The sequence below is a fragment of the Rhizobium sp. LEGMi-198b genome (assembly GCF_054114205.1).
This window is the reverse complement of the sequence record NZ_JBSYVH010000005.1, coordinates 324,478-336,859: the sequence shown is the minus strand read 5'-3', so window position 1 is coordinate 336,859 and position 12,382 is coordinate 324,478. Positions and strand designations below refer to the sequence as shown.

The following is a 12,382-nucleotide window of genomic DNA, read 5'->3' as shown; positions in this document are numbered from 1 at the left end:
CATTTCGCTTTATCATTTGAGGGAGAACCCCTTGCTCTTTGATTGGCGCAGGGTTTCGATCTGCTTCAGCGACTCTGACGTCCGCTCATGCGCAGAAAGTTGCTGCACTGTCCGTATCGAATCCCATGCCGCTTCCACCTCCGCCTTCTGTCCGGCCGTCATCCCCGTCGTGACGGCATTGAATGTCTGTCCATTGGGGGCTTTCGCAGTAAGAGACGGGAAGATGCGTTCGCCGAAGCGTTCAGATACTGCTCTCGCAAACCCTTCGAGCTCGGCTTTCACCATCTTGTCCGAGAGCGCGTATTCGAGGGCCGCCGGAAGATCGTTGCGATCGATGGCGTCCCGGACGCGTTCAAGCGTCTGCTTTGCCGCCGGCGACAAGGCCGGGATATCGAGGGAAACCTTCAAACGGAGCGCGCGCTCCTCGGCTTCATATTTGCGTTCGGCCTCCGTCCGCTGACGCAGATACCTTTCCAGGTTACGCGCCAGCGCAGGCGCATTGGTGACGGCCCTTTCTCGATTTTGCTCGTCGGCGCGGCTCGCGAGGAAACCGATGTTACCTTTCAGAGCACCGAAGCTTTGCGGTTCGGAACCGATCCTGGCAATGGTGGACTTCGCAGTCGTTTCGTCCCCCAGCATTGCATCGACATTGACGGCCTTGAACGCCGCTTCCGGCTGAGCGTAAACCATGTGGAACCGGCCGGAGACTTCCGCCCATTGCTTCTTCAAGCCGGGGTCGGCAGCAAGCCGGTCTTCGACAGCCTGTTCCAGCGACCTTGAGAACGTGGTGATGCCCGATACCATGGGTTTCGGCTCCTTGATGGTGTGCGATTGAGAGGTCCTGGCGGCAGCGGTGGCGAGACTTAGCTTGCCGGCGAGCGCTGCCAGACGTGCGCCAAGCTCGGCGAGCTTCGACTTCTGGCGGAATGTCCATTCGAGGCGATCGCGAAGGACCGTGCGCGCAACGCTGACAAGGTGCAGGCCACGGGCCTCGGCAAAGCGAAGGGCCTGGCCGTAGAAACGGCCGTTCGCGTAATCAAGCGTTGTTTCCTTGGCTTGTCTGCGCGACAGGATCGGGATAAGGCCGCCCGCCTTCGCGAAAGATCGGCGGCCGTAGTAGAAGCCAAGATCTTGGCGGTGACGGGTCATGGCAACGTAGGTGAGATGGCGATCGAGCGACAAGGACGCCAGGACCTTCACCCGGTCGACGGTGGCGCCCTGGCTCTTGTGGATGGTGGTTGCGTAGCCGTGATCGACATTGGCATAGAAGCGTTGCTCGACCGTGATCTGGCGGCAGTGTTCGCCTTCTCCGACTTCTGCAACGATCCGCCCGGGCGCTGCGTCTGTGAGCCTTGCCAACATGCCGTTCTTGACGCCGAGCGAACCCTCGTTCTTCAGGAACACTACCTGGTCGCCTGCGGCAAATTTCCGGTGCCCATCTTCGGTCTGAAAGACAAAACCTTCGGCGACGAGGCCACGTTCCACGAGCTTTGCGCGAGCCATGTCGTTGAGCATGCGGACGTCGCGCCGAAGATGAGCGAGAATCAGGCTGGATGTTTGCGGATCGTATTCCCGGTCCCAGTCGGCTATGAGATTTTCGACTGCTTGCGCCTTGAGTTCCGAGCCGTTGATGCGGGCTTGCGCGTGATAAGCATCAATCGCCTTGCCAATATTGCCGCGCGCCAGGTCAAGCGAGGCATCGCGCATCCATTGCTCGCGCTGGCGGTGGATAGTTTCGAGTTCAACATAGCCGATGCGATCGGCAATTGAGCGGAAAGCAGCCCCGGCTTCGATGGGTTGCAGCTGCTCAGGGTCCCCCACGAGGGCGAGCTTGGCGCCTGCCTTGGTCGCTGCTTCGACGAACACCGCCATCTGCCGCGACGACACCATGCCGGCTTCGTCGAGGACGAACACTGTCTTGTCGTCCAGCAGATTGTGACCTTCGTTCCAGCGCAGTTCCCAGGATGACAGCGTGCGAGAGAGAATGCCGGCCTCCTTCTCCAGGCCCTCGGCCGCCTTACCGGCGAGCGCGCCGCCGATGACGCGGTATCCCGCGGCTTCCCAAGCCTCGCGCGCCGCCTTCATCATCGTTGTTTTGCCGGCGCCGGCACGCCCGATTACGGCGGCGATGCGCTCGCCGCCGGTGACGTGTGCGATCGCCGTCTTCTGCTCGTCCGACAGGCGCAAGTAACGGGCAAATGTCGCTTCCCGCACGGCGTCGGCAAGGCCGTGGGAAGATCGTTGGGACAGCCAGATTGCCCGGTTGGCCATCTCCGCTTCCAGCCGGATAAGGTCCCGCGTCGTATATTTGGCCGGCAGCCGGACGCCGCTCGAAAACTCGATCCGCTCACGCTCGAGGCGGAGCGTCTCCGGGCTCTGCACGATTCTTGCCATCAGGCTTTGGAAAAGGCCGGCATCGTCGACGTAGCGGTGAAGAATCTTGGCGACGTCGCGTTCATCGAAAACGCTTTTCTCGCGGGTGATCAGGTCGAGCACGAGCTCGGGACGGCGCTGGATGCGGCGGGTGTTTTCGGCGCGACGCTCTTCGTGCAGTTCCAGCCGCTCCAGCGAAACGTCTCGGGCGGCCACCGCCGACTTGCGCTCGATCGCCTTCGCGCCGACACCAAGGTGAATGGTCGGCGTGAGCTCGATCCCCTGTTTTTCGAAGGATCGCCCGTCGACACGGATGTCAAGGCCGGCGAGCGCCAGGTGCCGGTTCTCGCAGGCAAACCAGCCGTCGCGAAACGCATTGAAGTTGTCGAGGTTTCCCGCCCAAAGCTCGTAGACGATCTTGCCTGCGTCATTGCGCATCGGTTTGCCGTCCGGTCCTTTCACTGCGACCTTCTTGGCGCCGAAACCATCTTCGGCAAGTGGCCGGAGCGTCGTCATCAGATGCACATGCGGATTGCCCGGCGCGTCGTGATACACCCAGTCCGCCACCATCCCTTTCGAGGTGATATGCCTTTCGACAAAATCCCGCACAAGTGCGATGTTCTGCTCGGTCGAGAGTTCGATCGGCAGCGCAATGGTCACGTCCTTGGCAAGCTGGGCATCTGATCGCTTCTCGAAAGTTTCGACGCTGTTCCAGAAGGCTTCGGAGGCACCCGAAACAGAGCGATCGGCAATCATCGCCCTCAGCCATTGCGGCGTATCGACTGGAACAACGAACTCTTCGTGCAGCAGGCCTTGCTTGGCGCGATAGTCGATGGTCCGCGCCTCGCGCTCGTAGTCCATCTTGGCACAATGCCGATAAGCCGCCGACAGGACGGCGCTGCGGCCGGAGCCGCGGGCGACGATGCTGACGGAGAAATGAGGGACGGCCAAGGCGGAGTTCTTTCGCGACAGTGAGCAAAATCAAGGTGTTCGGAGGCAAAATCGGCCCCGCCAGGCGCTCGTCAGAAGAACGTCGCGATAGCGACGTATAATTGCGCCCTTCGGATGCCGCTCTTGTCGAGCGGCCGGGATCATCCACGAAAGCATCGCCGTTGGCGATTGTAGGATTCACAGTAGTGCGTTGCGCACCGACATCCGGAAAAGTGGATCCGAAAGACAAGCTTTCGCACCCAAGGAGACATCCTGAGATGAAGAAACCGTCCTCTAAAATCCGCGACGAAATCGCCAAGCTCCAGGAGCAGCTCAAGCTCGCCGAAACCCGTGAAGCCGAGCGCATCGGGAGGATCGCGCTCAAGGCCGGGCTCGGCGAAATCGAAATCGATGAGGGTGAACTGCAGGCGGCATTCGAGTACCTGGCGAAACGCTTTCGTTACGGCGAGGCCCGTTCGACCGGAGATAGAAAGGCTGGCGGCGCCCGAGAGAGCAGCTCGCCCCCAGCGCAAAACTCGTCTGGCGAGGCTGAGAGCAGGACTGGCGAGGCTTGAGCGGATGCGAAAAACCACCACGTCCTACGCCCGCAAGAAAGACACGCGCGAAAAGATCGAGCTCGGCGGCCTGATCGTAAAGGCGGGTCTGCGCTACGAGAAGCGGGCACTGTTGCTCGGGCTCCTCATGGAGGCCGCTCGGCGGCTGAAAGGAGACGCGCAAGAGCGTTCACGGCTCACCGCAATTGGCGCTGAGGCGTTTGGAGAAACCAATGACTAGGATCCTTCTGCTCGTCGTACCTTGTGGTTTGATGATCCTGGCGGCCATGGGCATGACCGGGATCGAACATTGGCTTTCAGCCTTCGGTAAGACGGATGCCGCGCGCCAGATGCTGGGCCGCGCTGGCATCGCTTTGCCCTATGTCGTCGCGTCGCTCGTCGGCATCGTCTTCCTGTTTGCGAGCGCCGGGTCGGTGCGGGTCAGAACAACAGGATCGGGCGTCGTCGCCGGAGCGATGGCGACGCTTTTCATCGCAGCCATACGTGAAGCAATGCGGCTGTCGGTGTTTCGCGAGCAGGTTCCAGCCGGCAAGTCCATCTTCAACTATCTTGACCCCGCGACGGGGATCGGCGCCGCCGCCGTCCTGATATCGGCGCTATTCGGCCTGCGGGTGGCGATCGCCGGCAATGCCGCCTTCGCGAAGGCCGAGCCGAAACGCATCTATGGCAAGCGGGCTCTGCACGGCGAGGCCGATTGGATGAAAATGTCGCAAGCCGAACAGCTGTTTGCCGGCAGCGGCGGCATCGTCATTGGCGAGCGCTACCGGGTCGACAGGGACAGCGTCGCCGCACAGTCGTTTCGCGCCGACTGCGGCGAGACGTGGGGCGCAGGCGGCATGTCACCGCTTCTTTGCTTCGACGGCTCGTTCGGCTCTTCGCACGGCATAGTCTTTGCCGGCTCGGGCGGCTTCAAGACGACCTCAGTCACGATCCCGACGGCGCTCAAATGGGGAGGTGCGCTCGTCGTCCTCGATCCATCGAATGAGGTCGCGCCAATGGTGTCGAAGCACCGCGGCGACGCCGACCGAGATGTCTTCGTCCTCGATCCAAAGCATTCGGAGATCGGCTTCAATGCGCTCGACTGGATCGGCCGTTTCGGTGGAACGAAAGAGGAGGACATCGCGTCTGTTGCGTCGTGGGTTGTGAGCGACAGCGGGGGGAGGGGGCTCCGCGACGACTTCTTCCGTGCCTCGGCCTTGCAATTGCTGACGGCTCTGATCGCCGACGTTTGCCTCTCTGGCCATACCACGCAAAGCGACCAGACCCTCCGGCAGGTGCGCAAGAATCTCTCCGAGCCAGAGCCCAAGTTGCGTGAACGTCTGCAATCGATCTTCGATCATTCGGAATCGGATTTCGTCAAGGAAAATGTGGCGGTCTTCGTCAACATGACGCCGGAAACTTTCTCTGGCGTCTACGCCAATGCGGTAAAGGAAACGCACTGGCTGTCGTACCCAAACTACGCCGCCCTGGTTTCGGGAACGACCTTTACGACGAGCGATCTTGCCGCAGGAAAGACGGACGTCTTCATCAACATCGACCTCAAGACGCTGGAGATGCATTCAGGTCTGGCGCGTGTCATCATCGGCTCGTTTCTGAACGCGATCTGCAACCGCAACGGCGAGATGCACGGCAGGACGCTTTTTCTTCTCGATGAAGTGGCGCGCCTCGGCTACATGCGTATCCTCGAGACTGCGCGCGACGCCGGCCGCAAGTATGGGATCACGCTGACCATGATCTACCAGTCGATCGGCCAGATGCGCGAAACCTATGGCGGGCGGGACGCGACAAGCAAATGGTTCGAGAGCGCAAGCTGGATATCCTTTGCCGCGATCAACGACCCTGAGACCGCCGATTACATTTCCCGCCGCTGCGGCATGACGACGGTCGAGATCGACCAGGTCAGTCGCAGTTTCCAATCCAGGGGATCGTCGCGAACGCGATCGAAACAACTTGCCGCACGGCCGCTGATCCAGCCGCATGAAGTGTTGCGCATGCGCGCGGACGAGCAAATCGTATTCACAGCCGGAAACCCCGCACTCCGGTGTGGCCGTGCGATCTGGTTTCGGCGCCGCGACATGGAAGCCTGCATCAAAGGGCAGTCGTTTCAATAAGGGCGGAAGTCCATGAGCTAATGATCGTAGCATCGGCTGCCACCGGACTTGAGCCGATGGCAACTGTTTCGCAAGACAAATGGATACAAACGCACGAGGTAACGGGGATGGACTTTATTTTGCTCTTTGGCGCTCTGGTGATCGCGGGCATCGCAGTCCTTCTATTTCAGTGCATTGACATGATTAATGCCTACGAAGATTTGATAAAGGAGCGCGTTCGCCACCTTCGCCTGCGAAATGACAGGCTCGAAGCCGAGCTTAAGCCAGGCGGTGGCCACGAATAGGCTATATTAATCCACCGCTTGTCTGAATGAGAATTCCGCCGCAACAATCGGCGTTACCGGAATGGGCGCAGGCCGAGCGCGCTTCGTGAGCGCTGCGGGCAAGCATGTGCCGAAGGCTCCCCTCCAGGTCCGACGTTCGCATATCATCACCGATGTGAATCGATCCCTGCCGACCGATTCATAAGTGTCGTTGGACGTGAGTACTGGGATCAGCAATTCTGATCTCATGTTATCTCAACCCTATAACCTTTATGTCGAACGCTTGGACGACAGGAGAAACATGGCACGCTATTATGCGATGTCTATCGAACCGAACCTGTTCGGAGACATCTGTCTGTTGCGCAGGTGGGGTCGGATCGGATCGAAGGGACAGATGATGGTGCACCATTTCGGACGGGAAGACGAAGCCGTCCAGCTGTTTCTCGATGTGCTCCGTCAGAAGCGAAAACGCGGTTATCGGCCGCGCCCTCCGGGATCCGATTAAGAAGCGGATATTGATTGCGAATTTTTCCGATTTTTCGGACCAGGCTGGGGCGGAGAATTGCGGAATTCGGTAGTAGATGTCATCAGCCGAAGGGAGTGCGTGGCAGCTTCGCGCCACCGGCGTCGACTTCCGGTTTCGCCGGTCAGCGTGAATCGCGCCACCGCTCAACGGCAGCGGTCGTGTCACAGTGCCGACAATCAATATTCTCTGACCGATACTGAGGCATCATCGCAAAATCCCGAACCGACCTTCTCGACACGGCCCCTGATTTCCCGCTAAGATTGTGTGAGGTTCACCAAGGTCTCCGGCAATACTCCGTCATACTCCATCGCATCCGCCGCTTTTTTTGGACTTCATAAATTCCGCCACGATCTGATCATATCGGATGGAAAAGTCGGGGTAGGGGGCGAGGGGTGCAATCCCTGACAGCGGGAGGCCTGGGTCGATGCGGCGAACCCCTCATGAAACAGGCAAACAGCCCCAAAAGCGGGCTGTTTTTCGATGCCTTCGTCCTGTTCGGCGTTGGTGCTATCGTCCCGTCATTCGGGCGGCTCCTTCTCGGCGATCATCTCCTCAAACTGGCGGTCGATTGCTGCTTGCTCGATGAGGAGCTTGTCGAGTTCCGTTCGTGCGGTGGCGCGTTCCCTGGGCGTGAGGATGCAGGCAGCGAGTTCGGTGCGTAGCTGTTGGATTTGGTCGTAGATGGTAAGCATGAGTCTCTCTCCTGTTTGAAGACGAGAGACGTGCACCATGCCGGACTGGATTGGGTCGAGGATCGCCATAGGCGACCGGCGGAGCCGGCGAGTGGGGGAGCCAAAATGCGCAGCATTTTGGGGGTACCGCTCGTACTCGAGGCGGTCTGGTCCGGCATTGTACACTGGGATATCTGAAGTGACAGACCTTTGGTTCTCAACGGTTTCATTCATAGACATGCCAACCGCTTGCCTATACGCTGGTGGGATGCTTGGGGGATCATCACAGCACAAGCAAGCGGCTGCCGGTTATTCATCCGTATTCTTCCACTCGTTGGTTTGTGCCCAAACTTCAGCATCAAGCACGCCATCCAATTCGCGCCGCCTGGAAGCCTGCTTGGACAGGAGTTGCTCCACCAAGTCTCATATCCCTGCCGACGGGCTACACCAAGGTCTTGCACGAGCTTAGGATTCTGTTTTCCAGACGGGCGAGCGCCTTCTCCGCGTCGACCGCCGCTTGAAAAGCCTTGGATCCTGTCGCGAGCAAATGCCTTTGCTCCTGAAGCTGCCCGATCAAAACCCGAATTTAAAGCAGTACGTGGTTTTGCGATGAAAGCACCGCGACGAGACAATCAGGCTCCTTCTTGGAAATCCATTCTAATCGCGTCCTGAGGCCGGGATTTCTTCCCGGCGCAGCAGCGGCATCTGAGCAGACATTTTCCGGATTCATATCGCCGTCGAAAAGGTCGACGGCGGGCTCGATGCCACCTACCGGCTTGTCTTTGTGGCTGGTTGGCCCCGCCTTGGCGGCGGGGCCTCCGGGCCTCAGTCCCGGTTGGGGCGCGACCAGATCAGCTGGTAGCCGTCCTCACCCTCGACCTCCGTGAGCGTCGCGTAGATCGGGGCCGGGAAGCTCGGGTCGTCGAGCTTGACCGAGAGATAGTCGCGGTCCGTCTCAGCGGAGCGCTTCTGCCAGGCGGCGCCCAGCTCGACATTGCCCGCGTAGATGCGGAAGTGCGGGCCTTTGTCGGAGGGGTTTTCGATGCGGGCTATGCGGGCTTTGACGTTGAGGGCCAGGGTGCGGATCGCGCCGTTGAAGCCAGTTTCGGAGGTGGTGAAAGTGCCGATAGTTGCCATTGTCGTATTCCTTTCGCTGTTTCGGGCCACGCCCATCGCGGCCTCGATGGCTGTCGCAAGGATCGGGGACGATCAGACCGCACCTGAAAGGCCGGAATGGAATGGAGGGCGGCCAGGAGAAACTTTCTTGTTCCGCGAGGAATGAGCGCATAGCGCTCAGGGGAAGAAAGTTTTGGAAGGCCGTTGCGGGAAGACGATCGAGGCGAAGCCGGTCTTCGATCAGACAAGCCTCATCGAGCCCGCGAAGGACGTGGCCGGCGCGGTGATTGAAGGAAAATGGCAATGGCAACTGCTCACTGACTGCCTGCCCGGACCTTGCTACGGTGGGTGCGCTCCCCTGTCCGCATGTTAAAATCGAAGTCCCAGAACAGCCGGCGCGGGGCGTTGCGCTGCCATTCTTCGTCTCGCGCTTGTGATTCGTCGTCTGGAGGATCTACGCGTCAGCAGACAAAGTCATTAACCCCGAAATCAAGCCGTCTGGAGCTCAGCCGATCGACCGGAAAGCTTCGGTCTGAGGCAAACTGGACCGCACGACCGACCCTGACACGCTCACCAACGGATCGGCAAGAGTTCCGGCCGCGTGCGAGGGCAACGACCGATGCTGATGAGCCTCACGCGGTAAGCCGTTCGTCGGCGCCTTCGGGCTGCAGGGAGTGCAGGAAGGTTACGGCCTGCTGCGCATGCGCCGCCGCCTGAAAGATCGCCCGTCTGTCGTTGGACAAGACCTCGAGCCAGCAGGCAAGGTACGAGGCATGATCGGGGCGGGGCTCGAGCTCGGGAGCAATCCCGAGGTCGGCACAAAGGAAGCAACTGCCGAGTTCGGCGATATATCCTGACAGTCAAGCGGCTCAGTTGCATATAGGGCCATTAACGCACGGCCGTTGCTCGCTCTGCATGCTTGATTGCCCGCTGACGCCCAAGCTGCAACATTGCGATGCTAGTCAGCACAAGAATGATGGCCGCGATCTCCAGCACGCCAACCTTTTCACCTGTCGCCCAGCCGATCAATAGTGCGACATTGGGTGTGATGTATGTCGCCCCCGAGGCCGCGACCGCGCCCAGCTCTTGCAGGAGATAATAGTAGATCAGGAAGGCCATTCCCGTTCCCAGGACGCCGAGACCGATCGCGACACCAGCCGCCGCGTGCCAGTTTGACAGAATGTTGCCTGTGCCTGTTCGATCTACGGTGATCAGAAGCACCAGCAGAGCGAGGCCTGTTTGCCATGTGGCAAGCGCAAGGGGCGGAAGGTTGTAAGGAGACAGGAAGCGGCGAACATAGACGTAGGAAACACCGAGGATGGTGGTTGCAGCCAGCATCCAGAGCACTCCGGCTATATCGATAGTTCTGTCTGAGCCTTGCCATGGTCTAGCAATCAGCACGATACCGGCAAAGCCGACAAAAACGCCCATCAACATTAAGGCGTTAGGCTTCTCCGTGCGAAGGAACAGTAGAGTGGCAACAGTTGTGAACAGAGAGATGGAGCCTCCGAGCACCCCGGCTATGCCGGACGGAAGGAGCGCTGTACCTTCAGCGATCGCGAAATAATAAAAGGCGGTCGCTAACACTGCCATAACCAGGAAATGCGGCAGGTGCTGAATTTGATCTCGATGGATCACACCCTTTCGCCATGCGACGAAAACAAGGGGCAGGAAACCGAAGAACACCCGTAGGAGCGTAATTTGCGCCGGAGTGATTAGCTCTGCCGCCCACTTCATATAGATGAAGTTTGATCCCCAAAAGAGCCCGAGCAAAGCGAATACCAGATAGGTCAGCCGCATATCCATGTCCCGTGTCCGGGAAATCATCAAAACCCATACCCTGCTTTCCCGATGCAGAGCCGGCCGGATTACGGGGCATGTATTACGCTGGCGACGTGCGTTCGCGCTCGCTGGCAGATGGCTTGATGGCCGCGAGCAGGATGCCACCGACAGCGATAATCGCTGACCCTGCGACGACACCCAATGTCGGTTGCTCGTCAAAGAACAGAAAGCCGATCAGTCCTGCGAATATCAACCACGTATAATCGACCGGGCCCACGATCGACAGGGTGGCAAGGCGATAGCCTTGCACGATGCAATATTGAGCTGTTACGGCAATCGGTCCGAGCAGGATGAAGGATATCGCACCTTCGAAAGAAAGCGGTACCCAATGCATGACAGCAGGCCCAGCCATCAGCAGGATACCGAACGCATTGACATGCAGCAGGACAGTCATGGCGCGGTCCGAGTGCGACAGCATCTTAATCATAAGGCCTTCAACCGCCAACAATGCCGCGCCGAGTACCGCGATCGCAGCCGGGAAGACATAGGCTGGGCGGAAGTCGGAAAATGCACCGCGTGATCCCATGATGATTGCGGCGCCAGTACAGCAGATCACGATAGCACCAAGGTGCTGTCCGTTAAGGCGTTCCTTCAGGATCAGCACTCCAAGAGGGATGACGAACACGACATAGAGGAGACCGATAGCCGTAGCGTCCACGATCGGCATATTTGCCGAGGCATAGATCAACGCTCCTCCTCCTGAAGCACCGAAAATCGCCCGCATGAAATGGGATAGTGGTTTGGAGCTGCGATAGGAAGATAGACTTTGGCGTCGCACTGCCACGACTACCAACAGCGTAGCTAACCCACCGATGTACCGAAGGAGCAGGATCTGCAGTGAAGCGGCGCTTCCGTCAGCGAACTTACCAGATGCAAATATCAAAGAAAATAAAGCAGTCCCTACAGTCACCCATGCTATGGCCTTGGTATTGGTATAAAGCTGACGTGAACGCATTGAGGGTTCCTAATTGTTTTTGCTTGAACGTTATGCTGGATTTGCGTGTGACGCTCAAACGAGGAATCTGAGGGGAGCTTTAGAAAAACTCATGCAGATCGGACGTCGCATATCGCTCAACGCTATCAGGGTCTTCGTCACCGTGGCACGCACCGGAAGCCTTACAGCGGCTGCTGGTGAACTCGGCGTGACGACAGGAGCCGTGAGCCATCAGCTCAAGAAGTTGGAGACCGAGCTCGGCGCGAGCTTCTTAAACAGAGGAAACAACTTTGTCTCCCTGACCGACGCCGGCGAAGACTTCTACCAGGAGGTCGGGCCTGCGATCATGCTGATTGAACGATCTGCCAATGCTCTGTATCGTCAGGAGACTGAGATCAGTGTGCAGGCATCAACGTCTCTAGCGGTACGTTGGCTTATTCCGTCACTTCACAGGTTCCGAGCTCTGTACCCTGACGTTCGGGTGCGGATAGAGACCGGCTCCGCGCAAGGCTTTCCGGCCGTAGCGATCTCCGATGTCAGCATTCGGTACTTCCGAGCAGGCGAGACTGCGGAAGGCTGGGAATTGCTTGAGCGGGATTTAAGCCGTCCGGTCGTCTCGCAGAGTGTATTCGAAAAGAACGCCGATCGCCGAGGCTCAGCTCTGCGAGCAGTGCCAGCGTTACAATGCGCAGCCGGCAATTGGGATTGGAAGCTTTGGTGCCAGACGCTCGATATTCCGATGAGCGAGCTTTCGTTTGCCGATCAGTTCGACACGGATGACGCTGCTCTTCACGCTTGTGTGGCGGGTCTCGGTATGGTGCTTGCGCCGTCGATCCTCACAACCAAGGAATTTGAATCGGGTGCGTTGGTAGCAGCGTTGCCGGAATATGCCCCGGTTGAGATCGGGTCATATCGCTACCAACGCCGCTCGGAATCGAGAGTAGTCCGGCGATTTTGTAGCTGGATGGATGCCGAGGCACGCAGCCTTAACTCGCACCCGTCCAGACCAATCATTGACGCCCCATCAGTCGCCTGACAGCG

Annotated in this window: 11 protein-coding genes and 1 pseudogene; 6 read left to right on the top strand and 6 right to left on the bottom strand. The window is 59.0% G+C overall.

Going from position 1 to position 12,382, the window contains the following annotated elements:
* Positions 1–12 precede the first annotated feature (12 nt).
* The gene (traA, locus tag ACXHXG_RS20750; RefSeq protein WP_457900525.1) at positions 13–3,324 is read right to left on the bottom strand and encodes a Ti-type conjugative transfer relaxase TraA; all 3,312 of its coding nucleotides are present in this window, start codon (positions 3,322–3,324) and stop codon (positions 13–15) included.
* A gap of 257 nt (positions 3,325–3,581) precedes the next feature.
* Between traA and traC the strand changes: the two genes are divergently transcribed.
* The 5 genes from traC (at position 3,582) to ACXHXG_RS20725 (ending at position 6,757) form a co-directional block, all read left to right on the top strand.
* On the top strand, positions 3,582–3,878 hold the full coding sequence (traC, locus tag ACXHXG_RS20745; RefSeq protein ID WP_457900524.1) for a conjugal transfer protein TraC: 297 nt from the start codon (positions 3,582–3,584) through the stop codon (positions 3,876–3,878).
* A 4-nt stretch (positions 3,879–3,882) separates the two neighbouring features.
* Positions 3,883–4,098 carry a type IV conjugative transfer system coupling protein TraD gene (traD, locus tag ACXHXG_RS20740; protein WP_457900523.1) on the top strand — a complete coding sequence of 72 codons (216 nt, stop codon included), beginning with the start codon at positions 3,883–3,885 and terminating at the stop codon, positions 4,096–4,098.
* The gene (traG, locus tag ACXHXG_RS20735; protein WP_457900522.1) at positions 4,091–5,989 is read left to right on the top strand and encodes a Ti-type conjugative transfer system protein TraG; all 1,899 of its coding nucleotides are present in this window, start codon (positions 4,091–4,093) and stop codon (positions 5,987–5,989) included. The genes traD and traG overlap by 8 nt, the downstream gene beginning before the upstream one ends.
* A gap of 20 nt (positions 5,990–6,009) precedes the next feature.
* Positions 6,010–6,273, top strand: a complete 264-nt coding sequence (locus ACXHXG_RS20730) for a hypothetical protein (RefSeq protein ID WP_457900521.1) — start codon at positions 6,010–6,012, stop codon at positions 6,271–6,273.
* 226 nt (positions 6,274–6,499) lie between these two features.
* A complete protein-coding gene (locus tag ACXHXG_RS20725; RefSeq protein ID WP_283054764.1) occupies positions 6,500–6,757 on the top strand; it encodes a WGR domain-containing protein in 258 nt (85 codons plus the stop codon).
* Positions 6,758–7,296: 539 nt separating this feature from the next.
* On the opposite strand, the gene ACXHXG_RS20720 is transcribed toward ACXHXG_RS20725, so the two are convergent.
* The 5 genes and pseudogenes from ACXHXG_RS20720 to ACXHXG_RS20700 all read right to left on the bottom strand — a co-directional run bounded on the left by ACXHXG_RS20720 (position 7,297) and on the right by ACXHXG_RS20700 (position 11,362).
* The gene (locus tag ACXHXG_RS20720; RefSeq protein WP_283060798.1) at positions 7,297–7,470 is read right to left on the bottom strand and encodes a hypothetical protein; all 174 of its coding nucleotides are present in this window, start codon (positions 7,468–7,470) and stop codon (positions 7,297–7,299) included.
* 804 nt (positions 7,471–8,274) lie between these two features.
* Positions 8,275–8,586 (bottom strand): DUF736 domain-containing protein, encoded by a 312-nt coding sequence (locus ACXHXG_RS20715; protein WP_283060797.1) that lies wholly within the window; start codon positions 8,584–8,586, stop codon positions 8,275–8,277.
* Between the two features lie 611 nt (positions 8,587–9,197).
* A pseudogene (locus tag ACXHXG_RS20710) lies at positions 9,198–9,413 on the bottom strand (zincin-like metallopeptidase domain-containing protein); the annotation flags it as partial.
* Between the two features lie 40 nt (positions 9,414–9,453).
* The gene (locus ACXHXG_RS20705; RefSeq protein WP_457900520.1) at positions 9,454–10,371 is read right to left on the bottom strand and encodes a DMT family transporter; all 918 of its coding nucleotides are present in this window, start codon (positions 10,369–10,371) and stop codon (positions 9,454–9,456) included.
* Between the two features lie 76 nt (positions 10,372–10,447).
* Complete coding sequence (locus ACXHXG_RS20700; RefSeq protein WP_457900519.1) at positions 10,448–11,362, bottom strand: DMT family transporter; 915 nt, start codon at positions 11,360–11,362, stop codon at positions 10,448–10,450.
* Between the two features lie 91 nt (positions 11,363–11,453).
* On the opposite strand from ACXHXG_RS20700, the gene ACXHXG_RS20695 reads away from it, so the two are divergent.
* The gene (locus ACXHXG_RS20695; RefSeq protein ID WP_457900518.1) at positions 11,454–12,377 is read left to right on the top strand and encodes a LysR family transcriptional regulator; all 924 of its coding nucleotides are present in this window, start codon (positions 11,454–11,456) and stop codon (positions 12,375–12,377) included.
* The last annotated feature ends 5 nt before the right edge of the window (positions 12,378–12,382 follow it).